General features: G+C 72.3%; 24 protein-coding genes. 12 read left to right on the top strand and 12 right to left on the bottom strand.

What is annotated here, in order from left to right:
* Nucleotides 1-131: 131 nt before the first annotated feature.
* Nucleotides 132-1,787 (top strand): ribosomal protection-like ABC-F family protein, encoded by a 1,656-nt coding sequence (gene abc-f / locus KK483_RS22730; RefSeq protein ID WP_262007057.1) that lies wholly within the window; start codon nt 132-134, stop codon nt 1,785-1,787.
* Between the two features lie 92 nt (nt 1,788-1,879).
* On the opposite strand, the gene KK483_RS22725 is transcribed toward abc-f, so the two are convergent.
* Both KK483_RS22725 and KK483_RS22720 read right to left on the bottom strand, forming a co-directional pair.
* A complete protein-coding gene (locus tag KK483_RS22725; RefSeq protein ID WP_262007056.1) occupies nt 1,880-2,239 on the bottom strand; it encodes a DUF1330 domain-containing protein in 360 nt (119 codons plus the stop codon).
* A 104-nt stretch (nt 2,240-2,343) separates the two neighbouring features.
* Nucleotides 2,344-3,417: an NAD(P)-dependent alcohol dehydrogenase gene (locus KK483_RS22720; protein ID WP_262007055.1), complete on the bottom strand. Its 1,074-nt coding sequence runs from the start codon at nt 3,415-3,417 to the stop codon at nt 2,344-2,346.
* A 129-nt stretch (nt 3,418-3,546) separates the two neighbouring features.
* On the opposite strand from KK483_RS22720, the gene KK483_RS22715 reads away from it, so the two are divergent.
* Complete coding sequence (locus tag KK483_RS22715; protein ID WP_262007054.1) at nt 3,547-4,437, top strand: helix-turn-helix transcriptional regulator; 891 nt, start codon at nt 3,547-3,549, stop codon at nt 4,435-4,437.
* A gap of 111 nt (nt 4,438-4,548) precedes the next feature.
* Here KK483_RS22715 and KK483_RS22710 read toward each other — a convergent pair whose 3' ends face one another.
* Together KK483_RS22710 and KK483_RS22705 are read right to left on the bottom strand one after the other, a co-directional pair.
* Nucleotides 4,549-5,811 carry an Ig-like domain-containing protein gene (locus KK483_RS22710; protein WP_262007053.1) on the bottom strand — a complete coding sequence of 421 codons (1,263 nt, stop codon included), beginning with the start codon at nt 5,809-5,811 and terminating at the stop codon, nt 4,549-4,551.
* 310 nt (nt 5,812-6,121) lie between these two features.
* Nucleotides 6,122-6,436, bottom strand: a complete 315-nt coding sequence (locus tag KK483_RS22705; protein WP_262007052.1) for a hypothetical protein — start codon at nt 6,434-6,436, stop codon at nt 6,122-6,124.
* 121 nt (nt 6,437-6,557) lie between these two features.
* On the opposite strand from KK483_RS22705, the gene KK483_RS22700 reads away from it, so the two are divergent.
* Nucleotides 6,558-6,935, top strand: coding sequence for an LAETG motif-containing sortase-dependent surface protein (locus tag KK483_RS22700; RefSeq protein ID WP_262007051.1), 378 nt, complete (start codon nt 6,558-6,560; stop codon nt 6,933-6,935).
* Here KK483_RS22700 and hutH read toward each other — a convergent pair.
* From hutH to KK483_RS22675, 5 genes are all read right to left on the bottom strand, one after another.
* Nucleotides 6,932-8,479 carry a histidine ammonia-lyase gene (gene hutH / locus KK483_RS22695; protein WP_262009645.1) on the bottom strand — a complete coding sequence of 516 codons (1,548 nt, stop codon included), beginning with the start codon at nt 8,477-8,479 and terminating at the stop codon, nt 6,932-6,934. The two genes, KK483_RS22700 and hutH, sit on opposite strands and share 4 nt — an antisense overlap.
* A 126-nt stretch (nt 8,480-8,605) precedes the next feature.
* Entirely contained in the window at nt 8,606-9,739 is a 1,134-nt protein-coding gene (locus KK483_RS22690; protein ID WP_262007050.1) for a sensor domain-containing diguanylate cyclase, read from the bottom strand.
* 30 nt (nt 9,740-9,769) lie between these two features.
* Nucleotides 9,770-10,564: an enoyl-CoA hydratase/isomerase family protein gene (locus KK483_RS22685; protein ID WP_262007049.1), complete on the bottom strand. Its 795-nt coding sequence runs from the start codon at nt 10,562-10,564 to the stop codon at nt 9,770-9,772.
* Nucleotides 10,565-10,824: 260 nt separating this feature from the next.
* Nucleotides 10,825-12,180 (bottom strand): adenylate/guanylate cyclase domain-containing protein, encoded by a 1,356-nt coding sequence (locus KK483_RS22680; protein ID WP_262007048.1) that lies wholly within the window; start codon nt 12,178-12,180, stop codon nt 10,825-10,827.
* A 139-nt stretch (nt 12,181-12,319) separates the two neighbouring features.
* The gene (locus KK483_RS22675; RefSeq protein ID WP_262007047.1) at nt 12,320-13,177 is read right to left on the bottom strand and encodes a biotin--[acetyl-CoA-carboxylase] ligase; all 858 of its coding nucleotides are present in this window, start codon (nt 13,175-13,177) and stop codon (nt 12,320-12,322) included.
* 179 nt (nt 13,178-13,356) lie between these two features.
* Here KK483_RS22675 and KK483_RS22670 point away from each other — a divergent pair, with 179 nt between their 5' ends.
* The 4 genes from KK483_RS22670 (at nt 13,357) to KK483_RS22655 (ending at nt 16,160) form a co-directional block, all read left to right on the top strand.
* On the top strand, nt 13,357-14,967 hold the full coding sequence (locus KK483_RS22670) for an acyl-CoA carboxylase subunit beta (protein WP_262007046.1): 1,611 nt from the start codon (nt 13,357-13,359) through the stop codon (nt 14,965-14,967).
* A 47-nt stretch (nt 14,968-15,014) separates the two neighbouring features.
* Nucleotides 15,015-15,227, top strand: a complete 213-nt coding sequence (locus tag KK483_RS22665) for an acyl-CoA carboxylase epsilon subunit (RefSeq protein ID WP_262007045.1) — start codon at nt 15,015-15,017, stop codon at nt 15,225-15,227.
* 142 nt (nt 15,228-15,369) lie between these two features.
* Complete coding sequence (mmpB, locus tag KK483_RS22660; RefSeq protein WP_262007044.1) at nt 15,370-15,498, top strand: morphogenic membrane protein MmpB; 129 nt, start codon at nt 15,370-15,372, stop codon at nt 15,496-15,498.
* A gap of 44 nt (nt 15,499-15,542) precedes the next feature.
* Nucleotides 15,543-16,160 carry a nucleoside triphosphate pyrophosphatase gene (locus KK483_RS22655; protein WP_262007043.1) on the top strand — a complete coding sequence of 206 codons (618 nt, stop codon included), beginning with the start codon at nt 15,543-15,545 and terminating at the stop codon, nt 16,158-16,160.
* Between the two features lie 53 nt (nt 16,161-16,213).
* Here KK483_RS22655 and KK483_RS22650 read toward each other — a convergent pair whose 3' ends face one another.
* Complete coding sequence (locus tag KK483_RS22650; RefSeq protein ID WP_262007042.1) at nt 16,214-16,678, bottom strand: hypothetical protein; 465 nt, start codon at nt 16,676-16,678, stop codon at nt 16,214-16,216.
* A gap of 493 nt (nt 16,679-17,171) precedes the next feature.
* Here KK483_RS22650 and KK483_RS22645 point away from each other — a divergent pair, with 493 nt between their 5' ends.
* Together KK483_RS22645 and KK483_RS22640 are read left to right on the top strand one after the other, a co-directional pair.
* Nucleotides 17,172-18,935, top strand: coding sequence for a biotin carboxylase N-terminal domain-containing protein (locus tag KK483_RS22645; RefSeq protein ID WP_262007041.1), 1,764 nt, complete (start codon nt 17,172-17,174; stop codon nt 18,933-18,935).
* A 240-nt stretch (nt 18,936-19,175) separates the two neighbouring features.
* Nucleotides 19,176-19,745, top strand: a complete 570-nt coding sequence (locus KK483_RS22640) for a TetR/AcrR family transcriptional regulator (protein ID WP_262007040.1) — start codon at nt 19,176-19,178, stop codon at nt 19,743-19,745.
* Nucleotides 19,746-19,766: 21 nt separating this feature from the next.
* Here the strand turns inward: KK483_RS22640 and KK483_RS22635 are convergent, their stop codons facing one another.
* Nucleotides 19,767-20,714: a DeoR/GlpR family DNA-binding transcription regulator gene (locus KK483_RS22635; RefSeq protein WP_262007039.1), complete on the bottom strand. Its 948-nt coding sequence runs from the start codon at nt 20,712-20,714 to the stop codon at nt 19,767-19,769.
* A 166-nt stretch (nt 20,715-20,880) separates the two neighbouring features.
* Nucleotides 20,881-22,320, bottom strand: a complete 1,440-nt coding sequence (locus KK483_RS22630; protein ID WP_262007038.1) for an NAD(P)H-quinone dehydrogenase — start codon at nt 22,318-22,320, stop codon at nt 20,881-20,883.
* A 183-nt stretch (nt 22,321-22,503) separates the two neighbouring features.
* Between KK483_RS22630 and KK483_RS22625 the strand changes: the two genes are divergently transcribed.
* The 3 genes from KK483_RS22625 to KK483_RS22615 all read left to right on the top strand — a co-directional run bounded on the left by KK483_RS22625 (nt 22,504) and on the right by KK483_RS22615 (nt 26,122).
* Complete coding sequence (locus KK483_RS22625; RefSeq protein WP_262007037.1) at nt 22,504-22,941, top strand: gamma-glutamylcyclotransferase; 438 nt, start codon at nt 22,504-22,506, stop codon at nt 22,939-22,941.
* Nucleotides 22,942-23,226: 285 nt separating this feature from the next.
* Complete coding sequence (locus KK483_RS22620; protein WP_262007036.1) at nt 23,227-24,039, top strand: purine-nucleoside phosphorylase; 813 nt, start codon at nt 23,227-23,229, stop codon at nt 24,037-24,039.
* Between the two features lie 409 nt (nt 24,040-24,448).
* Nucleotides 24,449-26,122, top strand: a complete 1,674-nt coding sequence (locus tag KK483_RS22615; RefSeq protein WP_262007035.1) for a phospho-sugar mutase — start codon at nt 24,449-24,451, stop codon at nt 26,120-26,122.
* Nucleotides 26,123-26,358: the final 236 nt, after the last annotated feature.

The following is a 26,358-nucleotide window of genomic DNA, read 5'->3' as shown; positions in this document are numbered from 1 at the left end:
ACCCGGCGTGACCCTCTGACCTGCCGACCGGTCGACTCCGTCCCGGTCGTCGCGGGTGGTCCCCGGCGTCGCCTCCCCCGGTCCGACAGAACCCCGCCCTTCCACGGGCTCGTCATGTCAGGGAAAGAGCCATGCGCGACCGCGCCCGCACCTCGTCCTCGCCTTCGTCCTCCCTCGCGTCCTCGTCCGCCCAACTGGCGATGAAGGACGTGTCCAAGTCCTACGGAGACCGCTCCGTCCTCGAACACGTCTCCCTCACCCTCCGCCCCGGCGAGAAGGCCGCCGTCATCGGCGAGAACGGCTCCGGGAAGTCCACCCTGCTGCGGCTGCTCGCCGGTGCCGAGCCGGCCGACGAGGGGGAGATCACCGTACGGTTCCCCGGCGGCGTCGGCCATCTCGCGCAGGTGCTGGAACTCGCACCGGACGCGACCGTGCAGGACGCGGTCGATGCCGCCCTCGCCGACGTACGGACCCTGGAGAAGGCCCTCCGGCAGGCCGAGGCCGGCCTCGGCGAGGCGTCCACCGAGGAGGAGCTCACCGCGTACGGGGAGTTGCTGGCCGCGTACGAGGCGCGCGGCGGCTACGAGGCGGACGCCCGCGTCGACGCCGCGCTCCACGGACTCGGCCTCGCCCGGATCACCCGTGACCGGCGTCTCGGGTCGCTCTCCGGCGGCGAGCAGTCACGGCTCGCGCTTGCCTGCGTCCTGGCCGCCGCGCCGGAGCTGCTCCTGCTGGACGAGCCGACGAACCACCTGGACCGGCAGGCCACGGCCTGGCTGGAGGACCGGTTGCGGTCCCACCGGGGCACGGTGGTGGCGGTGACGCACGACCGGGAGTTCCTGGAGCGCATCGCGACCGTGATCCTGGAGGTCGACCGCGACCTGCGGACGGTGACCCGGTACGGCGACGGCTGGAGCGGCTACCGGGCCGCGAAGGCGAGCGCCCGGCGCCGCTGGGAGCAGGAGTACCAGGAGTGGCTGGACGAGGTCGCGCGGGCGGAGGAGCTGGTGGGTGCGGCGGGGCAGCGGCTCGCGGCGACCGGCAAGGATCCGCGACAGGGCTTCGGCAAGCACCGCCGCTCGCACGAGGCGAAGCTGTCCGGGCAGGTCAGGGCGGCGCGGCAGCGGCTCGTGCGCCTGCGCGAGGCTCCGGTGGCCGCACCGCCCGAGCCGCTCGGCTTCACGGCCGGGCTCAGGACGGCCCGGGGCGAGGGCGTGCTGGCGGAGCTGGAGGGTGTCGCCGTCGGTGAGCGGCTGCGTCTGGACGGGCTGCTGACCGTGAAGGCCGGCGAACGGCTGCTGGTGACGGGGCCGAACGGCGCCGGCAAGTCCACGCTGCTGCGCGTCCTCGCGGGCGACCTGGAGCCGGACGAGGGCACGGTCGTGCGCCGGGCCCGGATCGGCTATCTGCCGCAGGAGCTTCCGCCGGTGCCGTCACGCCGTCCGCTGCTGGCCGCGTACGCGGCGGGCAGGCCCGGTCACGCCGACGAGTACGGGGACGAGTTGCTGGCCCTCGGGCTGTTCCGCGAGGAGGACCTGGCCGTGCCGGTGGCCGCGCTCTCGGCCGGCCAGCGGCGGCGGCTGGAGCTGGCACGGCTTGTGACCCGCCCCGCGGACCTGCTGGTGCTGGACGAGCCCACGAACCATGTGGCGCTCAGCCTGGTGGAGGAGCTGGAGCAGGCGCTCGCGGCATACGCGGGCGCGGCGGTCGTGGTCTCCCACGACCGCCGCTTCCGGGCCTCGTTCGCGGCGCCCCGGTTGGAGCTCAGGGCCGGCCGACGCCGCTGACGTACAGCGGGGCGGGGCCGCTAACGTACAGCGGGACGGGGCCGGATCCGCTGACGTGTGCGGCGGGGCGGGGCGGGGTCCGCCGACGGCGCTCACGCCTCCTGCTCGGCCTGGGCGGCCCGCAGGTGCGCCGCCGTCGCGGCTGCCTCGTACCCCTCCGGGACGCCGTCGATCAGCAGCAGGTCGCCCGCGATGTGGCGGGTCCGCAGCGGCAGGATCTCCCGGTAGGCCGGGGAGTCGTACCAGCCGCGGGCGGCGTCCATCGACGGGAAGGCGACGATCACCAGCGCGCCCGGCCACTGCCCCTCGCACACCTCGCGCTGCGGGGCGCCGTGGACGAGGAAGCGGCCGCCGTAGGGGGCGAAGGTGGCCTGGACGCGCTCCATGTAGGCCAGTACCTCGTCGTCGAGACGGGCCGGGGGCACGAGGTTGGCGATCGCGTACGCAGTCATGTACGGATCATGCCCCCGGCCCGGCCCCGGCATCCGTCCGTGAGGGATGAGGCCCGGCCCGCCCCGCATCCCTCACGGACGAGGCACGCACCGGCCGGCCCGTGTCAGATCGTCGCGGTGTCGATCACGAAGCGGTACCGCACGTCGCTCGCCAGCACCCGCTCGTACGCCTCGTTGACCTGGTCGGCCCGGATCACCTCGATCTCCGCGCCCAGGCCGTGCTCGGCGCAGAAGTCGAGCATCTCCTGGGTCTCCGGGATGCCGCCGATGGCCGATCCGGCGAGCGACTTGCGGCCCATGATCAGGGAGAAGAGGTTCAGCGACACGGGCTCCTCGGGGGCGCCCACGTTCACCATCGCCCCGTCCGCCTTCAGCAGGGCCAGGAACCTGTCCAGCGGCAGCGGGGCGGACACGGTGCTGACGATCAGGTCGAAGGTGCCCGCGAGCACCTCGAACGTGCTGTCGTCGCTGGTGGCGTGGTAGTGCTGGGCGCCGAGCCGCAGCCCGTCGTCCATCTTCTTCAGCGACTGCGACAGGACGGTCACCTCCGCGCCCATCGCGGCGGCGAACGTGACGGCCATGTGGCCGAGCCCGCCGAGGCCGACGACGGCGACCTTCTTTCCCGGGCCGGCGTTCCACTGCCGCAGCGGCGAGTACGTGGTGATGCCGGCGCACAGCAGCGGCGCCGCCGCGTCCAGCGACAGCCCGTCGGGGATCCGGACGGTGAACTCCTCGTCCACGACGATGTGCGTGGAGTAGCCGCCGTAGGTGGGCTCGCCGTCCCTGCCGACCCCGTTGTAGGTCATGACGGCGCCGCCACCGGTGCAGTACTGCTGGAGTCCGGCCTTGCAGTTGTCGCACTCGCGGCAGGAGTCGACCATGCAGCCGACGCCGACGCGGTCGCCGACGGCGAACCTGGTCACGCCGGGGCCGATCTCGGTGACGACACCCGCGATCTCATGGCCGGGGACCATCGGGAAGATGCCCTCGCCCCAGCCGTTGCGGGCCTGGTGGATGTCGGAGTGGCAGATACCGGCGTACTTGACCTCGATCAGCACGTCGTGCTCGCGGACCGCCCGGCGCCGGATCGTCGTGCGCTCCAGCGGAGCGTCGGCCGCCGGGGCGGCGTAGGCGGGAACGGTGGAACCGGTCGTACCGGTGGGTGCATTCGTGCTCATGGCATTGAGCGTGCCGGTGTTCCCGCCGGCTACCCAGCCCTCTGTTGTGCGTACACCCGGTGTTCCTACCACTGGCAAGGTCAGGCTGGACCGCGCGGGAAGCGGAGGGGTTGCCTAATACTTGACGACATGGACAGGCGTGCCGAAATCAGCGAATTCCTGCGGTCACGGAGGGCGCGGCTGAAGCCGGAGGACGTCGGTCTGCCCGTGTTCGGCCGCCATCGCCGGGTGCCGGGGCTGCGCCGCGAGGAGCTGGCGCAGCTGGCCGGGGTGTCCGTGGCGTACTACACCCGTCTCGAACAGGGCAACGGCCAGAACGTGTCGACCGAGGTGCTCGACGCGATCGCCCGGGCGCTGCGGCTCTCCGACACCGAGCGCGAGCATCTGATCCATCTCGCGAAGCCGACGCAGAAGAAGAAGCGGGCGGCGGCGCGGGCCGCACAGCGGGTGAGGCCGCAGCTCCAGCAGCTGATCGACGCGATGACCGGCGTGCCCGCGTTCCTGGTCGGGCGCCGGCTGGACATCCTCGGGTGGAACACGATGGCGCGCGCCCTGCTGGGCGACTTCCCGTCGATGCCGCCCGAGGAACGGAACATGGCGTGGATGGTCTTCCTGCACCCGGGTGCCCGGGAGTTGTACGTCGACTGGGAGTCCAAGGCGGTCGAGGTGGTCAGCATCCTGCGGCTGTGCGCGGGTTACGACCCGGACGACCACCAGCTCTCGGCGCTGGTCGGCGAACTGTCGGTCAAGAGCGACACGTTCCGCAGGCTGTGGGCCGCGCACACGGTGCAGGACAAAGGCCACGGCATCAAGCGGCTGCACCATCCGCTGGTCGGTGAACTGACCCTGGCGTACGAGACGTTGCGGCTGCCGGGTGACCAGGACCTGTCGCTCGTGACGTACCACGCGGAGCCGGGCTCGGCGTCGGCGGAGTCGCTGGGGCTGCTGGCGCAGTGGGGGGTCGACCAGGTCACCGACGAGCCGACGGAGCCCTCGACCTCATCCTCGCCCGCACGCTGACCGCACGCTGGCCGCATACGACGACGGCGGCGGCCACCGGAGTGTTCCGGTGGCCGCCGCCGCCGTCGTCGTGAGTCGTGACTCACGACTCGTGACTCGTGCAGGCGCGGATCAGGCGGACGAGCCGGCCGTCCACTCCGCCCAGCTCATGTTCCAGCCGTTGAGGCCGTTGTCGGGGTCGATCGTCTTGTCCTTGGAGTTCTTGACGATCACGACGTCGCCGGTGATCGAGTTGTCGAAGAACCAGGCGGCGGGCTGGTTCTTGTCGCCCGCGCCCTTGACGTCGTTCAGGCCCACACAGCCGTGGCTGGTGTTGGCGCTGCCGAAGATCGAGTCGGCGCCCCAGTAGTTGCCGTGGATGAAGGTGCCCGAGGTGGACAGCCGCATCGCGTGCGGGACGTCCTTGATGTCGTACTCGCCCTTGCCGTCGTCGTCCGTGAAGCCGACCGTCGCACCGTTCATCCGGGTCTCCTTGAACTTCTCGGAGATCACCATCTGGCCGTTGTAGGTCGGGTTGTCGGGCGAGCCGGCGGAGATCGGGATGGTCTTGACCGTCTTGCCGTCCTGGGTGACCGTCATGGTCCTGGTGGCGACGTCGACGGTGGAGACCTGGTTGCGGCCGATGGTGAAGGTGACCGTCTTCTGCTGGACTCCGTAGACGCCGTCGGCGCCCTCGACGCCGTCGAGGTCCAGCTTCAGCGTGACGGTGGAGCCCTCCTGCCAGTACTGGTCGGGGCGGAAGTCGAGCCGCTGGGCGCCGAACCAGTGGCCGACGACCTCCTGGCCGCTGCTGCTGGAGACGGAGATACCGCCCTGGACGGCGGCCTTGTCCGTGATCGCCTTGTTGAAGGTGATCGAGACCGGCATGCCGACGCCGACGGTGGAGCCGTCCTCGGGCGTGAAGTTCCCGATGAAGCTGTTGTCGGGCGAGACGGTGGTGAAGGAGGAGTTCTCGTGGGCCTCACGGCCCTCGGAGTCCTTGGCGGTGGCGGCGATCTTGTAGACGGTGGCGCGCTCCAGCTGGCCGTCGGGCTTCCAGCTCGTGCCGTCCGCGGCGAGGGTGCCCTCGACGGCCTTGCCGTCGGCCGTGGTCATGGTGACCTCGGTGAGCTTGCCCTTGCTGACGGTCACCTTGGCGTCGTTGTTGATGCTCGCGTTGGTGGCGCCGTTCTTGGGCGAGATGACTATTCGGGCGTCCGAGGTGTCCTTGGCGGCCGCCTCGTCGACCTGGGCCTGCGACGTCTTCGAGCTATCAGCGGTCGCACCGTCGGCGTCGCTGCTGCAGCCGGTGAGCACAAGTACGCCGCCGAGCAGTGCGGACACGGGCATGAGACGCCTGCGCCGCTTGCTGACCGTCATCACACGCTTCTCCATCGTCGCCGATCCCTGCCAACTCTTGTTCAGAACATCCATAACAACCTGCCCGCTTCCGCCTGTGCGGAAGATGTGGGAAACACCACTCGATCCGGCACCACTCGGTCCCGCAGCGACCGGGCCCACCACTCGGGCACCACCAGTCAACGACGCAGGCCCGGCCGCTTCGGTTGCACCTCCAGCACACATGGGCGGCCGGGCCCGCGACCGGCCGCCCATGTCCGGGCTTCTGCCCTCGACCCTCGCCGTCAGTCCTCAGTTCTGACAGTCCGCAGCCCTGGCAGTCCCGCAGCCCTGACCGTCCTCGCCGTCAGTTCTCGTCCTCGTCGAGGTCCCACTCCTCGGCCTCGGGGTCGTACTCGATCTCCTCGCAGCTCCACGATGCCTGGGCGAGATCGACGCCCGGCACCTGGCTCACGAAGTCCACCGGATCGACGAGATAGGCGAGGGCCTCGGCGGGGTCCTCGCGTACGGCGGAACCGGCCTGGGCACGCTCGGTGTCCTGCATGTACTCGTCGGCCGCGATGCGTTCGAGGGCGGCGTCGGTCAGCGCTTCCGGTTCCGCGACCTCCAGTACCAATTCGACGTGGAGCCGCACATAGCGTGAAGTCTCAGAAGTAGTCATACGACGGAGGGTAGGCCCCGGGGGGACCGCGACTTTCCTGCGACCCGCTCCTTTCATTAGCATCGCCCGCAGCATCACCGAACACGGCCAAGTCGCCGCTGTCACAAGGGGGATCGATCCCGTGTCCGTCGCTCGCCGCCCGCTGCTGACCGCTGCCGCAGCAGGCACCCTGCTCTGTGCGCTCTGGTTCGTCCCTTCGGCGAACGCGACGGCGGAAGCGGAGACCGCGGAGGCGGCGCCGTCCGCTCAGCAGCCGGCCGCAGCCTCCGCTTCCGACTCCGACTCCGACTCCGGTTCCGCTTCCGGCTCCGGCTCCGGCTCCGGCTCCGAATCGGCTTCGGCCGCGGCGTCCCGGCAAGGCGGCTCCGAGGAGCTGCGCCTTGCCGAGACGGGCAGCGTGGACACGACGCCGTACGTGATCGGCGGCGCGGTCTTCCTGGCGATCGGCGCGGGTTTTCTGTCCTTCTCCGTCCGCCAGGGCGCCAGGGACATCGCCTAGGCCAGCGGGCCGGTGACCGGCTCCACGGCCGTGATGAGCCTGCCTTCCCGTACGAACACCTCGGCGGCGGCCAGGTCGGGCGCGAGGAAGCGGTCCGGGCCGGGTCCCTCGACACCGGCGGCCCGCAGCGCGTCGATCGCGGCGCGGGTCGCGGGCGCAGGGGCCATGCCCCGACGCAGCTCGACGGCGCGGGTCGCGGCGTACAGCTCGACGGCGACGACGCGGGTGAGCGCCTCGACGGCGGTGCGCAGCTTGCGCGCCGCGGACCAGCCCATCGAGACGTGGTCCTCCTGCATCGCGGACGAGGGGATCGAGTCGACGGAGGCCGGGACGGCGAGCCGCTTCATCTCGCTGACCAGGGCGGCCTGCGTGTACTGGGCGATCATCAGGCCCGAGTCGACGCCCGCGTCGTCCGCGAGGAAGGGCGGCAGGCCGTGGCTGCGGTTCTTGTCGAGGAGCCGGTCGGTGCGGCGCTCGGCGATCGACGCGAGGTCCGCGGCGGCTATGGCCAGGAAGTCGAGGACGTACGCGACCGGGGCGCCGTGGAAGTTGCCGTTGGACTCGACGCGGCCGTCGGGCAGGACCACCGGGTTGTCGACGGCGGAGGCGAGCTCGCGCTCGGCGACGAGCTGGGCGTGGGCGAGGGTGTCGCGGCCCGCGCCGGAGACCTGCGGGGCGCAGCGCACGGAGTAGGCGTCCTGGACGCGGGGCGCGTCGCCCGTGATGTCGGCGTGCCGCCCGGTGAGCCCGGAGCCCGCGAGGACACGCAGCATGTTGTCGGCGGCGGCGGCCTGGCCCGGGTGCGGGCGGATGGCGTGCAGCTCGGGCGCGAGGACGCTGTCGGTGCCGAGCAGCGCTTCGAGGGAGAGCGCGGCGGTGATGTCGGCGGAGGTGTAGAGGCGGTGCAGATCGGCGAGGGCCATGATCAGCATGCCGAGCATGCCGTCGGTGCCGTTGAGGAGGGCGAGCCCTTCCTTCTCGTGCAGTTCGACGGCCTTGATGCCGTGGGCGGCGAGGAGCTCGCCGGCGGGGCGTACGGTCCCGTCGGGGCCTTCGGCGTCGCCCTCCCCCATGAGGGTCAGCGCACAGTGCGACAGCGGGGCGAGGTCTCCGGAGCAGCCGAGGGAGCCGTACTCGTGCACGACGGGCGTGATCCCGGCGTTGAGCACGTCGGCCATGGTCTGCGCGACCTCGGGCCGTACGCCGGTGTGCCCGGACGCGACGGTCTTCAGCCGCAGGAACATCAGCGCGCGGACGACCTCGCGCTCGACGCGGGGCCCCATGCCGGCGGCGTGCGACCGCACGATGTTGCGCTGCAGCTGGGTGCGCAGCTCGTGCCCGATGTGCCGGGTCGCGAGCGCGCCGAACCCGGTGGACACCCCGTACACCGGCTCGGGCTTCGCGGCCAGCGCGTCGACGATCTCCCGGGCGGCGGCGAGGGCGGCGAGGGCGTCCTCGGAGAGCTCGACGCGGGCGGTGGCGCGGGCGACGGCGATGACGTCCTCGACGGTGGTGCCGGAGGTCCCCACCACGACAGTGTGCATATCCATATTCAGCACCCTACGGATTGAATCCCTCTCTGTCACCATCCCTGCGGGGAGGCGGTCCTTACACCTCTGCGAGAGCAGGTGGCCGCAATCGGGGGCGGTCTCGTTCCCGCACCCCCGGACTCAGCGGGACGCGTCGCGGAAGCGGCGGCGGTCCCGGGGTGTCGAGGGAGGCGTGTCCGCGAGGGGCAGGACCGTGTCGTCGCGGCCCGCGACGACCGGCCCGCGCGAGCGCGCGGCCTTCGCACGGTACTGGGCCGCGTCCGCGAGGCGGAAGAGGCGGCGGGCCGAGCGCACCGGCCCGATGGGGTCGCCCGTCGAGGCCACCCCGCACGCCACCCCCTCCCCCAGCTTCAACTCGCCCGCCCGCTCGCAGAGTTCGTCCGCGACCTTCACCACCTCGTCCGCCGCCTGCCCCACCGTCAGCAGACAGAACTCGTCCCCGCCGAGCCGCGCCGCCAGCGCCCCCGGCAGCATCGCCCCGCACAGCGAGAGCACAGAGCCGAAACGTTCGAGCAGACGGTCGCCGGTCGCGTGGCCCAGGGTGTCGTTGACCCGTTTGAGGCCGTTGAGGTCGCAGACCACGAGCGAGACCACCGCACCCTCCGCCCGGTGCCGCTCCAGCGCCTCGTCGAGGCGTACGTCGACCGCCCGCCGGTTGGCAAGGCCGGTCAGCGGGTCCGTGAAGGCGAGCCGCCGCACCTCCTCGAGCCGCTCCTGCTGCGCGATCCCCGCCGCCACGACCTGCGCCAGTACGGTCGCGAAGTCCGCGTCGTCGCGGTCGAAGACGGGCCGCCCCGCGGACCTGGCCACGTACAGCTCGCCCCACGCCCGCCCGTGCAGCACGATCGGGGCGACGACACAGCAGCCCCGGCCGCGCCGGCGCAGCGCGTCGACGCGCTGGTGGCTGTAGCCGTGTTCGCCGGCCGCCGGGCCGTCCGCCGTCTCGACCCAGGCGCGCGGCGCTCCGCCGCCCGCCCACTGCTCGTGCAGGAACTCCGTGATCTCCGGGAAGCGGTGCACCGGATATGTCTCGCCGTCCGGGAACTCCTCCTCGTCCGCGGCCCGTTCCCCCGCGTTGACGAGCACCTTCAGCCTGCCGTGGTCCCGCTCCCAGACCGACAGCGCGGCGAAGCTCCCGGACAGCGCCTCGCGCGCGCCCACCGCCGCCGCGCGCCACGACTCCCGCGGTGTACGCGCGGCGGCCATCGACTGTGCGAGCGCCACCACCGCTCGCAGTCGGACATCCTCACCCATCACCCCAGCTTAGGGACAATCAGGATGATTTCACTCGCCAGGCCACACCGGCTTGCGCTTCTCGTTGAACGCCGCGACGCCCTCCGCCCGGTCCCCGGAGAAGGCCACCGACCGCCATGCCGCGTCCTCGACCTCCAGCCCCGCCCGCAGGTCGAGCCCCTGTCCGAGCCGCATGGCCCGCTTGGCCGCCCGCAGCCCGACCGGGGAGTTCGCGGCGATCCGCGCGGCCAGCTCCAGCGCGGCCGTACGGGCGTCCTCGGCGACCTCGTCCACCAGGCCCAACTCCCGCGCCTCGCCCGCCTCCACACGCCGCGCCGTGAAGACCAGCTCCGCCGCCCGCGCGGCCCCGACCCGCCGCGGCAGCAGCTGTGTGCCACCGCCGCCCGGGATCACCCCGACCGACACCTCGGGCAGCCCGACGACCGCCGTGGCGTCGGCCACGATCACATCGCAGGCGAGCGCCAGCTCGAACCCGCCGCCGAGCGCGAAACCGTGCACCGCGGCCAGCGTCGGCATCGGCAGTTCCAGCACTCCCGTGTACGCCGCACGGGTCGTCGGCCGCTGCCGCACCAGGTCCGCGTCGCTGAAGGAGTTCCGCTCCTTGAGGTCGGCGCCCACGCAGAAGGCGCGCTCGTTGGACGACGTCAGCACGGTCACCCGTACCGAGGAGTCCGCCGCCAGCGCCTGGCACGCCGCGCCGATCGACCGTGCCATGTCCGTCGAGACCGCGTTCATCGCCTTGGGCCGGTCGAGCACCAGCTCGGCGACGTGGCCGTCCTCGTGCCGGCGTACGGCGACGAATTCCCCGAAGCGCTCCTCGGACATGTGCACACCCCTCCTGGTCAACGGGTTAACGATGGTTCACCAGGGGATCCTAGGCCCTGTCGTCGAAGTAGCGCCGTCCGCCCGCAGGGGCGGGCCCAGCGGCGGCTGGTGCGGTGCATCGCAAGGCGGAGAGTCGTCCTCGCAGTGGGCTACTCGGACGATTCGACAACGCAGCGTGGGGGCACCTCCCGTGCCCGAAGGGTTACGGGGGAGTGCCGTGCCAGGCGTCGCGGGGCAGGCGGGACTTCGACGACATGGGCCTAGGTGGTGCGCCTCGTCAGCAGCCAGGGCTCCACGACGCCCAGTCCGCGCACCGGCCGCTGCCACATGGGCTGGAGCGCGAAGCGGTACTTCGGCCGCTCGGCCGGCTCCTCGCCGTTCTTCTCGGCCTCCTCGGCCGCGGCCGCCTCCTCCGCCGCCCGCGCCTCCGAGACCGGCGCGTCCCCCGTGCGCGACAGCTCCTCCGCGAACGCCCCGTCCACCAGGACCGCGTCCTTCGGCGCTATCGAGGTGAGCCGGCTCGCCAGGTTCACGGTGGTGCCGAAGACGTCGCCCATGCGCGTCGTGACCGTCCCGAAGGCGATCCCGACCCTCAGCGCGGGCATCGACTCGTCGTTCGCCATCGTGTCGATCAGCCGCAGCGCGATCTCCGCCGCCGTACCCGCGTCGTCCGCCGCGTACAGCACCTCGTCGCCGAGCGTCTTGATCAGCCGGCCGCCGTGGGCGGCGACCAGGTCCGCACAGGTCGTCTCGAACGACTCGACGAGCTCGCCGAGCTCCTCCTCCTCCAGGCGCCTGGTCAGCCGGGTGAAGCCGACGAGGTCCGCGAAGCCGACCGCGAGCCGCCGGTCGACCATCTCCTCGTCGTCCCCGGCCTGCACGACACGGCCGGTCGCGGCGGCGAGCTGGCGCCGCCACACGTAGACGAGGAACTCCTCCAGCTCCGGCAGCAACAGCTCGACCAGGGGATACGTGACCTCGGTGCGGGTCATCCCGGGCTCGGGCGGCTCGGTCAGGCCCTCCAGGAAGGAGTCGATCTGCCACTCGGCGAGCCGTGCCGTGGTCTGGCCGGTCGACCGGGCCACCTGCACCGCCATCGGCTCGCTCAGCAGCCCCGCCTCGACGAGGCCGGCGAGCCGGCGCAGGGCGAGCACGTCGGCCTCGGTGAGGGCCTTGGCCTGGCCGATGTCGGCGAAGCCCATCGCCCGCCAGAACCGGGAGGCGAGGTCCATGGAGACACCGGCCGTGCGGGCGGCCTGAAAGGGGGTGTAGCGGCGGTCGGCGCCGAGGATCAGCTGCTCCAGGCGGATGGCCAGCGGGTCCTTGGTCGGCTCGGCCGTGTGGTCGACCTCGTGGTGGGGGGTGGGGTAGCCGCCGGACTCCGACCGCTTGCCGGACCCGGACCCACCGGATCCTCCGGAGCCGCCGGAGCCGCCAGAGCCACCGGAACCTGAACCGGACCCACCGGACCCGCCGGAGCCGCCAGAGCCACCGGAGCCGCCAGAGCCTCCGGAACCCGAGCCGGAACCGGACCCGCCGGAGGGCGTTCCCGACCCACCACCGGAACCCCCGGTAGCGCCCGCGCCGGAACCGGAAGTCGTGTCGTCGACGGTCACCGGCCGCCTCCTGCCCGTTCCCTGCGCACTGTCCTGCCGATCTGTCATGCCGTGCCGGCCCGCACATGCCGCGGACCCCCAGCGCGGCCTCAACGATACGACAGGTGTGCCCTGGCTCACGTCCCGGTGGCCGACCGGGTCAGCGAGTCTCCGGCCGCAGGTGGACGATGTCGCCCGCCCCGATGGGGTGATCCTCGCCGTCCGGCGTGGTCACCACGAGCCGGCCGTCGCCGTCTATCGCGACCGCCTCGCCGACGAGCGACCGGTCGCCGGGCAGCTCGGCGCGGACCGTGAGACCGAGGGTCGAGCAGCCCGCCGCGTACGTCTCCTGGAGCCGCGAGAGATGCGGGTCGCCGTTCGCGGCGCGCCACTGCCCGTACCAGTGCTCCAGCGAACGCAGCAGCGCTCGCAGCAGCGGGTCGCGGTCGGTGGACACGGCGTTCGCGAGGGCGAGGGAGCCGGCCCCCGGCACCGGGAGCTCGTCCTCGCGCAGCGAGACGTTGATGCCGAGCCCGATGACGACGCCGTCGTCCCCGGTGCGCTCGGCGAGGATGCCGCCGGTCTTGCGCTGCTCGCCGGCGACCTTGACCAGCAGGTCGTTCGGCCACTTGAGGGTGAGGTCAGCGCCCGCGGCCCTGGCCAGTCCGGTCGCGGCGGCGACGCCGGTGAGCAGCGGCAGCCAGCCCCACCGCCGGACCGGCACTCCGGCCGGCCTGAGGAGTACGGAGAGGAAGAGCCCGGAGCGTGCCGGAGCGCTCCAGCCGCGGTCGAGACGGCCGCGTCCCGCGGTCTGCTCCTCGGCGACGAGCACGGCGCCCTCGGGGAGGCCGGCGGCCCGGGCGACGAGGTCGGAGTTGGTGGAGCCGGTCGACTCGACGACGTCGAACGAGGTCCACAGCCCGCCGGGGCGCACGAGGGCGCGCCGCAGCGCGGGGGCGTTGAGGGGCGGGCGGTCGAGGTCGGACCAGCGTCCTGCGGATGCGGCGGGAGGCGTCATGCGGCCCAGCTTGGCCCCTCGCCCCCGGCGGACGCGAACCGGCGGCGCGTTTCCACACCGGTTCGCCCTCCGCCGGTGTGTGGCCAACGCCGCACTGCCGAACCGTATCCGCGCCGATACGCTACGAGTCAGTAGCCGTTCGCCACCACCCCCGTGACCAGGCAGGGAGCCGCATCCCGATGTCCGAGCCGGCAGAGCCCCAAGAGACCGCCCTCCCCACAGCTCGAAGCAGCCACACCACCGCTGGGAAGCTCGCGGATTTCCAGCGCCGTGTCGAGGAGGCGACACACGCGGGCTCGGCCCGCGCGGTCGAGAAGCAGCACGCCAAGGGCAAGCTGACGGCCCGTGAGCGGATCGAACTCCTCCTGGACGAGGGCTCGTTCGTGGAGCTGGACGAATTCGCCCGGCACCGTTCCACCGACTTCGGCATGGAGCACAACCGCCCCTACGGAGACGGTGTCGTCACCGGCTACGGCATGGTCGACGGCCGTCCGGTCGCGGTGTTCTCCCAGGACTTCACGGTCCTCGGCGGCTCCCTGGGCGAGGTCTTCGGCCAGAAGATCATGAAGGTGATGGACTTCGCGCTGAAGACCGGCTGCCCGGTGATCGGGATCAACGACTCCGGCGGCGCCCGTATCCAGGAGGGCGTCATGGCCCTCGGCATGTACGGCGAGATCTTCCGCCGCAACACCCACGCCTCCGGTGTGATCCCGCAGATCTCGCTGGTCGTCGGCCCCTGCGCGGGCGGCGCGGTCTACTCCCCGGCGATCACCGACTTCACGGTGATGGTCGACCAGACCTCGCACATGTTCATCACCGGTCCCGACGTGATCAAGACCGTCACCGGCGAGGACGTCGGCTTCGAGGAGTTGGGCGGGGCCCGTACGCACAACACCACCTCCGGTGTCGCGCACCACATGGCGGGCGACGAGAAGGACGCGATCGACTACGTCAAGTCGCTCCTCTCCTATCTGCCGTCGAACAACCTCTCCGAGCCGCCGGCCTTCCCCGAGGAGGCGTCGATCGAGCCCACGGACGAGGACCGCGAGCTGGACACGCTGATCCCGGACAGCGCCAACCAGCCGTACGACATGCACACCGTCATCGAGCACGCGCTGGACGACGGCGAATTCCTGGAGACGCAGGCGATGTTCGCGCCGAACATCGTCACCGGATTCGGCCGGGTCGAGGGCTTCCCTGTCGGTATCGTCGCCAACCAGCCGATGCAGTTCGCCGGCTGTCTCGACATCAACGCGAGCGAGAAGGCGGCGCGGTTCGTGCGCACCTGCGACGCGTTCAACGTCCCGGTGCTGACCTTCGTGGACGTGCCCGGCTTCCTCCCGGGCGTCGACCAGGAGTACAGCGGCATCATCCGGCGCGGCGCGAAGCTGATCTACGCCTACGCGGAGGCGACCGTCCCCCTGATCACCGTGATCACGCGGAAGGCGTTCGGCGGCGCGTACGACGTCATGGGCTCCAAGCACCTCGGCGCCGATCTGAACCTGGCCTGGCCGACCGCCCAGATCGCGGTCATGGGCGCACAGGGCGCGGTCAACATCCTGCACCGCCGCACCATCGCGGCGGCCGAGGACCAGGAGGCCGCCCGGGCGCGGCTGATCGCGGACTACGAGGACACGCTCCTCAACCCGTACATCGCGGCCGAGCGCGGCTACATCGACGCGGTGGTCATGCCGTCCGACACGCGTGCGCATATCGTGCGGGGCCTGCGTCAACTGCGCACGAAGCGGGAAAACCTCCCCCCGAAGAAGCACGGCAACATCCCCCTGTAAGCCCGCAGGCCCGCGAGCCTGCAAGCCCCCGGCCGAGAGGAGCCGCTGTGATCAAGGTCGTACGGGGAAACCCGACCCCGGAGGAGTTGGCCGCCGCCCTGGCGGTGGTCCAGGCGCGCGCCGCGGCGACGGCTTCCGCCGCGTCCGGCGCGCCCCGGGTGCCGGAGGACTGGTCGGATCCGGCGCGGATCGTACGGGCGCGGGCACGGGCGCTGCGGCCGGGTCCGCGGGCGTGGGCGCGCACGTTCTGGCCCGGCTAGGCCCGCTCGTGATCAATACACCTAGGCCCTCTCGCCGCGTTCCGTTCACCCCCGCGGTGCCGTGAATTAGTCCTTCGGCACCGCGGGCCCTGAGTACGGATACTCAGGCGCCCCGCACACCCGCCGCAGCACGATCGGACGCATGCTCTGGTCCGACCCCGAGAACGAACCCCCGCAGGAGATGCGGGACATGCAGGCGATGATGCGCCGCGCGGGCATCCTGCTGGCGCTCGCCATGATCGTCGCGATGATCGTCGTGGGACTGCACTGAGCGCTCCCGGACCGCCCTCCGCACCCTCCGCTCCGGCGCCTACCATGGCCCGCATGACCGATCAGCCGCGCCGCCGCGTCGTCCTCGCCTCCGCGTCCCCCGCCCGCCTCGGACTGCTCCGGCAGGCCGGGCTCGCCCCCGAGGTGATCGTCAGCGGGGTCGACGAGGACGCGCTCAGCGCGCCGACCCCCGGCGAGCTGGCGCTGGTGCTCGCCGAGGCGAAGGCGACCGCCGTCGCGGGCCTGGACCGGGCCGCGGGGGCGCTGGTGATCGGCTGCGACTCCGTGCTGGAGCTGGACGGCGAGGCCCTCGGCAAGCCGGCCGACCCGGAGGAGGCCACCGCCCGCTGGAAGGCCATGCGCGGCCGCGCGGGCGTGCTGCGGACCGGTCACTGCGTGATCGACACCGCCACCGGCAGCCGGGCCTCCGCCACCGCCTCGACGACGGTGCACTTCGGTGAGCCGACGGACGACGAGATCGCCGCGTACGTGGCGAGCGGCGAACCGCTGCACGTGGCGGGCGCCTTCACGCTGGACGGCCGCTCGGCGCCGTTCGTCGACTCGATCGAGGGCGACCACGGCAATGTCATCGGGCTTTCGCTGCCGCTGCTGCGGCGGCTCCTCGGCGAGCTGGGGATCCGGATCACCGATCTCTGGACCTGAGCCGCACCGCAGCCGCATGGCACCGCACCCGCTACTACGCGGGCGCGGCCGTACTACGCGGGCGCGGCGCCACCGTCCGCGGCCGCCGGCACGGGACCGTCGCCCCGGCCCGCCGCGGCCGGCTCCTCCCGCTTCCCGTACGCCACCAGCGTCAGCACGATCAGCCCCAGCGACACCATCATGAACGCGAACGCGTGCCAGCCGACCAGGCCCACGCTGACCGCGCCCAGCACCGCGTGCGTGACCGCGCAGCAGATCAGCAGGATGCGCCCGAAGCGGCCGGGTGCCCGGTCGCGCAGGCCGGCGAGCAGCGCGACCAGCCCGCACACGGCGAGGAAGAGGCCGAAGACGCCGCCCATCACCCAGGTTCCTGTCTGCATGGCATCGGGGTCGAGCCCGTCCAGCGACATGTTCTGGGCGCCGACGAAGGTGGCGAGTATCCCGTTGATCACCACGATCCCGACGGCTTCCAGGAAGAGCACGAGCGCGGCCACCACGGCCACCGGTCTGCGCGCCACGGCGCCCACCCCTCAGTTCCCACGTTCCGAGCGACTGTTGCCTCTGTTACCTGCAGTACGAATGACACCGCGCACGCTACTAACGGGTAAACCTCCGGACAAGGGCCCGGACACAGGCAAAGAATCATTCGGCCATTCGTAGGGACTCCACAAAGAAACGTGTCGCGCCGCTGACCCGCCACGCAGAGACCTTGACCACATGAGGGGGCTACGCTGCTCAGCAGGAATCCGGCGTACCGTGGTGCGACAAGGGGTTTCGCGGTGCACGGACGTCCCGGATCACCCTCCGTATGGGCAAGCTCACGAGTGGGAACGGGTCGAAAGGCCGTGTCGGTAGTCCCTAAACTCAGCGTGTTTGAGCGAAGTCTTCGGCGCGGTGACCCGCCGAGTGCTCCGGCCGTGGCGAGTGAGTCCGACCGGGGTTCCGGCCCGCGGCGTAGCCGCAGACCGGGGGTGGCATCCCCCCGGACAACACAGCAAGGAGGGAGCCATCGTGCGCAAGGTGCTCATCGCCAACCGAGGCGAGATCGCTGTCCGCGTCGCCCGTGCATGCCGGGACGCCGGGATCGCGAGCGTAGCCGTCTACGCCGATCCGGACCGTGACGCACTGCACGTCCGTGCGGCCGACGAGGCGTTCGCCCTGGGCGGTGACACCCCGGCCGCCAGCTACCTGGACATGACGAAGGTCCTCCAGGCAGCGGCCGACTCGGGTGCCGACGCCATCCACCCCGGCTACGGCTTCCTCTCCGAGAACGCCGACTTCGCCCAGGCCGTCATCGACGCCGGGCTCACCTGGATCGGCCCCCCGCCGCAGGCCATCCGCGACCTCGGTGACAAGGTCGCCGCCCGCCACATCGCCCAGCGCGCCGGCGCCCCCCTCGTCGCCGGCACCCCCGACCCGGTCTCCGGCGCGGACGAGGTCGTCGCCTTCGCCAAGGAGCACGGCCTCCCCATCGCGATCAAGGCCGCCTTCGGCGGCGGCGGCCGCGGCCTGAAGGTCGCCCGCACGCTGGAAGAGGTCCCCGAGCTCTACGACTCCGCGGTGCGCGAGGCCGTCGCCGCCTTCGGCCGCGGCGAGTGCTTCGTCGAGCGCTACCTCGACAAGCCCCGCCACGTCGAGACCCAGTGCCTGGCCGACCAGCACGGCAACGTCGTCGTCGTCTCCACCCGTGACTGCTCCCTCCAGCGCCGCCACCAGAAGCTGGTCGAGGAGGCCCCGGCGCCGTTCCTGTCCGAGGAGCAGAACGCCGAGCTGTACCGCGCCTCCAAGGCGATCCTGCGCGAGGCGGGCTATGCGGGCGCCGGCACCGTCGAGTTCCTCGTCGGCACCGACGGCACCATCTCCTTCCTGGAGGTCAACACCCGCCTCCAGGTCGAGCACCCGGTCACCGAAGAGGTCACCGGCATCGACCTGGTCCGCGAGATGTTCCGCATCGCCGACGGCGAGGAGCTCGGGTACGACGACCCGGCGATAAGGGGTCACTCCTTCGAGTTCCGTATCAACGGCGAGGACCCGGGCCGGAACTTCCTGCCCGCGCCCGGCACCGTGACCTCCTTCGTGGCGCCGAGCGGCCCCGGTGTCCGCCTGGACGCGGGCGTCGAGTCCGGCTCGGTCATCGGCCCCGCCTGGGACTCGCTGCTCGCCAAGCTCATCGTCACCGGCGCCTCGCGCGAGCAGGCGCTCCAGCGCGCCGCCCGTGCGCTGGGCGAGTTCCAGGTCGAGGGCATGGCCACCGCCATCCCGTTCCACCGCGCGGTCGTCATCGACCCCGCCTTCGCCCCGGCCGACGGCACCCCGTTCACGGTCCACACCCGGTGGATCGAGACCGAGTTCGTCAACGAGATCAAGCCCTTCGCCGCCCCGGTCGGCGAGGAGACCGACGAGGAGCCGGGCCGCGAGACCGTCGTCGTCGAGGTCGGCGGCAAGCGGCTTGAGGTCTCCCTGCCGTCCTCGCTCGGTATGACCCTGGCCCGCACCGCCGCGGCCGGCGGCGCCAAGCCGAAGCGCCGCGCCGCGAAGAAGTCCGGCCCCGCCGCCTCCGGCGACACCCTCGCCTCCCCGATGCAGGGCACGATCGTCAAGGTCGCCGTCGAGGAGGGCCAGCAGGTCAACGAGGGCGATCTCGTCGTCGTCCTCGAAGCGATGAAGATGGAGCAGCCGCTCAACGCGCACCGCTCCGGCACCGTCAAGGGCCTCGCCGCGGAGGTCGGCGCCTCCCTGACGTCCGGCGCCGTCATCTGCGAGATCAAGGACTGACGCGGATGCGTTTTGTGTGGGCCCGCCGGGTGGGCCTTGCTTCCGGGTCAGGCCGGATCAGTGAGCGGGGTCTGGTGCGTGCGATCGCAAGACGGAGGAGGGAGTCGACGCGGAGCGTCGGCGACTGACTACGACGCAGCGAGCGTGCGTGCCAGGGCACGCGAGCCCGGCAAGATCCGGAAGCAAGGCCCAAGACCCGGCGGGCCCACGCGTGTGTACGGCACTGGCATGCTGGGTGCCATGACCACGAGCACGGCACGCCCGATGCGCGCCGACGCGCGCCGGAACTACGACCGGCTGCTCGTCGAGGCGCGCGCGGCGTTCGCCGAGAACGGCACGGACGCGTCCCTCGAAGACATCGCCCGCCGGGCGGGGGTGGGGATCGGGACGCTGTACCGCCACTTCCCGAACCGCCACGCCCTGATGAACGCGGTCTTCCAGGACGCGCTCGCCGCGCTCCTGGAGCGCTCGCGCGAACTGGCCTCGGCGGAGCAGCCCTGCGGGGCGCTCGTGGAGTGGCTGCGCGCCGTCGTCACCCATGCGGGTGAGTACCGGGGTGTTGCGCGGGCCCTCATGTCGGCGTCCCTGTCCCAGTGCAGCATCCCCCTGCGCGAGGCGGGCGCCCGCCTGCTGACCCGCGCTCAGGAGGCGGGCGCGATCAGGGCGGACGTCTCCATCGGCGACCTCATGCAGCTCACCAACGCCATCGCCCTCGCCGCCGAACAGGCCCCGGACGACCCGGACCTCCCCGACCGCCTCCTGCGGCTGACCCTGCGGGGCCTCAGGGGGTGTCCACCGGACACCCCCTGAGGCCTGGACCCCCGGCGGCGGTCAGCGCCTGCGGAGGTCCGCCACGCGCGCCCGGTCCGGGTGGTCCAGGGCCGCGGGCGCGGGCCGCAGGGCCGGATGGGTGCGGCGCTGGCCCGGGAGCGGGACCTCACGGCGAGGGCGGGCGCCCTCACCACCCCCCGCCCCGGAGCCCGTACCCGCACCCGAACCCGCGCCCGCCACCGCGATCTGGACCCCCTGGTCCGCAAGCGCCTGGAGCTCCGTCGCCGCCCGGTCGTCATGCGGTGGCGGCTCGTCGGTCACCAGCCGCGTGATCACATCCGTCGGCACCGTCTGGAACATCGTGTCCGTGCCCAGCTTGGTGTGGTCCGCGAGGACCACCACCTCCGCCGCGGCCTGGACCAGCGCCCGGTCCACGCTCGCCGACAGCATGTTGGACGTGGACAGCCCGCGCTCCGCGGTCAGCCCGCTGCCGGAGAGGAAGGCCCGCGAGACCCGGAGCCCCTGGAGCGACTGCTCCGCCCCGCTGCCCACGAGCGCGTAGTTGGAGCCGCGCAGCGTCCCGCCGGTCATGACGACCTCGACCCGGTTCGCATGCGCCAGCGCCTGCGCCACCAGCAGCGAGTTGGTGACCACGGTCAGCCCCGGGACCCGCGCGAGCCGGCGCGCCAGCTCCTGCGTGGTCGTCCCCGCGCCGACGACGATGGCCTCGCCTTCTTCGACGAGGGACGCCGCGGCGTCGGCGATGGCCGTCTTCTCCGCGGTCGCGAGATGGGATTTCTGCGGGAAGCCGGACTCTCGCGTGAATCCGCCCGGCAGTACCGCACCGCCGTGCCGGCGGTCGAGGAGTCCTTCTGCCTCCAGTGCACGCACGTCCCGCCGTACGGTCACTTCGGAGGTCTGGACGACGCGGGCGAGCTCACGGAGCGAAACGGCCCCGTTGGCGCGCACCATTTCGAGGATCAACTGACGACGTTCTGCAGCGAACACGAAACTGACAGTAACCCCACCGGCCCATATCCTTCAGCACTTTGCGCCGAATTGGCGAAGTTGCGCACGTGGTGCGGCGATACGTGATATGGCAACGCACCGCCAGGCCCCTGGGATTGCCCCCTCTTGCCGGGGATTCCGGGGATTGCCGCGGGTCCGGCCCGTGCTAGGCCAGGCTCGTCGTCTTCCTCGTGTGCAGCTGCCGCGCGACCTCCGCGATCGACCCCGAAAGCGAGGGGTACACGGTGAAAGCATTTGCGATCTGTTCAACCGTCAGATTGTTGTCGACCGCGATCGAGATGGGGTGGATCAGTTCCGATGCGCGCGGGGCCACGACCACTCCGCCGACGACGATCCCGGTGCCGGGGCGGCAGAAGATCTTGACGAAGCCGTCCCGGATGCCCTGCATCTTCGCGCGCGGGTTGCGCAGCAGCGGAAGCTTGACGACGCGTGCGTCGATCACGCCGCCGTCCACGTCCGCCTGCGAGTAGCCGACGGTGGCGATCTCGGGGTCGGTGAAGACGTTCGACGAGACGGTCTTCAGGTTCAGCGGCGCCACCGCGTCGCCCAGGAAGTGGTACATCGCGATCCGGCCCTGCATGGCCGCCACCGACGCCAGCGCGAAGACGCCGGTCACGTCGCCGGCCGCGTACACCCCAGGCGCCGACGTGCGCGAGACCTTGTCGGTCCAGATGTGACCGGACTCGGTGAGCTTGACCCCGGCCTCCTCGAGCCCCATCCCCGCCGAGTTGGGGATCGCGCCGACGGCCATCAGGCAGTGCGTACCGGAGATGACCCGGCCGTCCGCCAGCGTCACCTCGACCCGGTCGCCGACGCGCTTGGCGGACTGGGCGCGCGAGCGGGCCATGACGTTCATCCCGCGGCGCCTGAAGACGTCCTCCAGGACGGCAGCGGCGTCCGGGTCCTCGCCGGGGAGGACCCGGTCACGGGAGGAGACGAGGGTGACCCGGGAACCGAGCGCCTGGTACGCGCCCGCGAACTCGGCGCCGGTGACACCGGAACCGACCACGATCAGCTCTTCGGGCAGCTCGTGCAGGTCGTACACCTGCGTCCAGTTCAGGATGCGCTCCCCGTCGGGCTGCGCGTCCGGGATCTCGCGCGGGTGTCCGCCGGTCGCGAGCAGCACGGCGTCGGCGGTGAGGCGCTCCTCGCTGCCGTCCGCCGCGGTGACGACCACCTGGCGCGAGCCGTCCATGGCCTGCTGCCCGTCGAGCCGGCCGCGGCCCCGCATGACGCGGGCGCCCGCACGGGTGACGGAGGCGGTGATGTCGTGGGACTGGGCGAGCGCGAGGCGCTTCACCCGCCGGTTGACCTTGCCGAGGTCCACGCCGACGATGCGGGCGGCCTGCTCGACGTGCGGGGTGTCGTCCGCGACGATGATGCCGAGCTCCTCGTGCGAGGAGTCGAAGTTGGTCATCACCTCGGCGGTGGCGATCAGTGTCTTCGAGGGTACGCAGTCGGTCAGGACGGAGGCCCCGCCGAGGCCGTCGCAGTCCACGACGGTCACCTCCGCGCCGAGCTGGGCGCCCACCAGGGCCGCCTCGTATCCGCCGGGTCCGCCACCGATGATCACGATCCGGGTCACTGGGGTACGCCTCGTGCTCTCGCTCTGCCGGGTGGTCCGTCGAACCCATTGTCCCGCACGCCTCAAGGTGCTTCGCGCCGGGGCCACCGCCCACCCCGGCACGGGCGCTCGGAACGGGCGGCCGGGCCGGCCCGCGGGATCGCGGCGGGCGACCGGTGCCTCCCCTCCCGTACCCTCGATCCCATGTCGCTCTACGCCGCGTACGCCGGCAACCTCGACGCGCGGCTGATGTCCCGCCGCGCCCCGCACTCCCCGCTGCGCGGCACGGGCTGGCTCAGCGGCTGGCGGCTCACGTTCGGCGGCGAGCAGATGGGCTGGGAGGGAGCGCTGGCCACGATCGTGGAGGCGCCGCGCTCCCAGGTCTTCGTCGCGCTGTACGACGTCGCACCGCTCGACGAGGACTCCATGGACCGCTGGGAGGGCGTCGGGCTCGACATATACCGGCGGATGCGGGTCCGGGTGCACACGCTCGACGGCGAGGAACCTGCCTGGGTGTACGTGCTGAACGGGTACGAGGGCGGTCTGCCCTCCGCCCGCTACCTGGGCGAACTGGCGGACGCCGCGGAGTCGGCGGGCGCACCGCACGACTACGTGATGGAGCTGCGCAAGCGTCCCTGCTGACACCGGCCGCGCCGCCGGACGACGACGCCGTGCTGCGACGCCGGGCTTGTGACACCGGGCGCGCGACGCCGTGCTGCGACACCGGGCGCGCGACACCGGGCTCGACGCCCTGCTCCGAAGCCCGCTTCCAGGCCCCGCTCCGAAGCCGGAAGCCGCCCGGCCCGCCTCCGGTGCGGCCCTGCGCCCCCTCCGCACGCCCCCTTGTGCGATGCCACGAGGAATCAGTGGCCGAGTCGTGAGCATCGTCATCTACGCGCGTAGGGTTTCACGGGCTACCCTTTTCCCGTGAACGTTTCTGTTAGCCACCCGGACCCCCACGCCGCCGCCACCGAGGCCGCCGCACGCCTGCGCGAGCTCACCGGTGCCGAGACCCACGACGTCGCCCTGGTGATGGGCTCCGGCTGGGCGCCGGCCGTCGACGCCCTCGGCGCTCCCGAGGCCGAGTTCGCCGCCACCGAATTGCCCGGCTTCCCGCCGCCGGCCGTCGAGGGCCACGGCGGCAAGATCCGCTCGTACAAGATCGGCGACAAGCGCGCACTGGTCTTCCTCGGCCGCACGCACTACTACGAGGGCCGCGGCGTCGCCGCCGTCGCCCACGGTGTGCGCACCGCCGTCGCCGCCGGCTGCAAGACGGTCGTCCTGACGAACGGCTGCGGCGGCCTGCGCGAGGGCATGCGCCCCGGGCAGCCCGTCCTGATCAGCGACCACATCAACCTGACGGCGGCGTCCCCGATCGTCGGCGCGAACTTCGTGGACCTCACCGACCTGTACTCGCCGCGGCTGCGCGCCCTGTGCAAGGAGGTCGACGCGACGCTGGAGGAGGGCGTGTACGTCCAGTTCCCCGGCCCGCACTACGAGACCCCGGCCGAGATCAACATGGTCCGTGTGATGGGCGGCGACCTCGTCGGCATGTCCACCGTCCTGGAGGCGATCGCGGCCCGCGAGGCGGGCGCCGAGGTGCTCGGCATCTCCCTGGTGACCAACCTCGCCGCGGGCCTCTCGGGCGAGCCCCTCAACCACGAGGAGGTCCTCCAGGCCGGTCGCGACTCCGCGTCCCGCATGGGCGACCTGCTGACCAAGGTCCTGGACCGGATCTGACGCGCTCCGGGGGCCGCGTCCGGAAACGCCGGAGGCTGCCGCCCCGGACGAGGGCACCCCGCGCCGGGCGGCCCCCTCCAGCGGTGGTCCGTGTACGGATCCGGAGCGGCGGTGGCCGCACCGCGGTGACCCCTAGCGGGTCGGCCGGCACCGGGTCGTCTGCCGTCCGGGTGCGGTGCCGCTCCGGGGCCGTATCCCGGACTGTCGGTCCTCACGGCGCTTCGCGCCGGTTGCGGCCGCCTCTACGTCCGGAACACGACCCCTCCGCGTCCCCCTCGCGCGGTCATCGGGTATGGCTGAACCCGGTGGTCCGGCCCCCGGGCCGGTGATGGGCCGGCACAAGCGGGCAAGCACACGCAGCCCCGCCCGGCTGGGGCGGGCGACGACAACGACACCAGAAAGGCACACCGTGGCGCAGGAGCTCATCGCCCAGGCCCAGACCTGGCTCGCCGAGGACCCCGACCCGCAGACCCGGGACGAGCTCGGCAGGCTCATCGAGTCCGCGGAGGCCGGGGACACGGCCGAGCTGGCCGCCCGCTTCGCCGGAACGCTCCAGTTCGGCACCGCCGGCCTCCGCGGTGAGCTCGGCGCGGGCCCGATGCGGATGAACCGCGCCGTGGTCATCCGCGCCGCCGCCGGCCTCGCCGCGTACCTCAAGGCGCAGGGCCACACCGGCGGCCTCGTCGTCATCGGCTACGACGCCCGCCACAAGTCCGCCGACTTCGCCCGCGACACCGCCGCCGTGATGACCGGCGCCGGCCTGCGCGCCGCGCTGCTGCCGCGGCCGCTGCCGACGCCCGTGCTGGCGTACGCGATCAGGTACCTGGGCGCCGTCGCGGGCATCGAGGTCACCGCGAGCCACAACCCGCCGCGCGACAACGGCTACAAGGTCTACCTGGGCGACGGCTCCCAGATCGTGCCGCCCGCCGACGGCGAGATCGCCGCGCAGATCGACGCCGTACGGTACCTGAACGACGTACCGCGCCCGGAGAGCGGCTGGGAGACCCTCGGGGACGAGGTCCTGGACGCGTATCTGGCGCGTACGGACGCGGTCCTGAGCCCCCGTTCGCCGCGCACCGCCCGGGTCGTCCACACCGCCCTGCACGGCGTCGGCACGGACGTGGTACTGGCGGCCTGGGAGCGGGCGGGGTTCCCGGCGCCGGTGCTCGTGGCGGAGCAGGCGGAGCCCGACCCGGACTTCCCGACCGTCGCGTTCCCGAACCCGGAGGAGCCGGGCGCGATGGACCTGGCCTTCGCGAAGGCGCGCGAGGTCCGGCCGGACATCGTCGTCGCCAACGACCCGGACGCCGACCGCTGCGCCGTCGCGGTGCCCGACGACGGTGCCGAGGGCGGCTGGCGGATGCTCCGCGGCGACGAGGTGGGCGCGCTGCTCGCCGCGCACCTGGTGCACAAGGGGGTCTCGGCGCGCGACGATAACAGCACGTTCGTCGAGTCGATCGTGTCGTCGTCGCTTCTCGGCCGGATCGCGCAGGCCGCCGGGCTCGGCTACGAGGAGACCCTGACAGGCTTCAAGTGGATCTCGCGCGTCGAGGGCCTGCGGTACGGCTACGAGGAGGCGCTCGGCTACTGCGTCGACCCCGGCGGCGTGCGCGACAAGGACGGCATCACGGCCGCCCTGCTCGTCGCCGAGCTGGCGTCGGAGCTGAAGGAGCAGGGCCGTACGCTCTCGGACCTGCTGGACGACCTCGCGGTCGAGCACGGGCTACACGCCACCGACCAGCTGTCGGTGCGCGTCGACGACCTGGGCGTCATCGCGGACGCGATGCGGCGTCTGCGCGAGCGGCCGCCGACGCTGCTGGCCGGGCTCCGGGTCGTCTCGGCGCAGGACCTGACGAAGGGCAGCGAGCAGCTGCCCCCGACGGACGGCCTGCGCTACTACCTGGAGGGCGAGTTCGAGGCCCGCGTCATCGTCCGCCCGAGCGGCACCGAGCCGAAGCTGAAGTGCTACCTGGAGGTCGTCGTTCCGGTCGGCGGCCCGAGCGAGCTGGCGGACGCGCGGGCGCGCGGTGCCGAGGTCCTCGGGGCGATCAAGCGCGATCTGGCGGAGGCGGCCGGCATCTGACCGCCGACGTCCGGCGCGGGCGTCCGACCGCCGGCATCCGACGCGGGCGTCCGGACCACTGGCATCCGACCGCGGGAGCATCCGACCGCCGGCATCCGACCGCCGACGTCTGGCGCGGGCGTCCGGCCACCGGCATCCGACCGCGGGAGCATCCGGCCACCGGCATCCGACCACTGCGGCATCTGGCGGCCGATGGACTCGTGCGGGTGAATCCCGTACGGCAGTTGACGCAGCGG

Source organism: Streptomyces sp. FIT100 (assembly GCF_024584805.1).
GTDB lineage: Bacteria > Actinomycetota > Actinomycetes > Streptomycetales > Streptomycetaceae > Streptomyces.
This window is presented reverse-complemented; position numbering and strand designations above follow the sequence as displayed.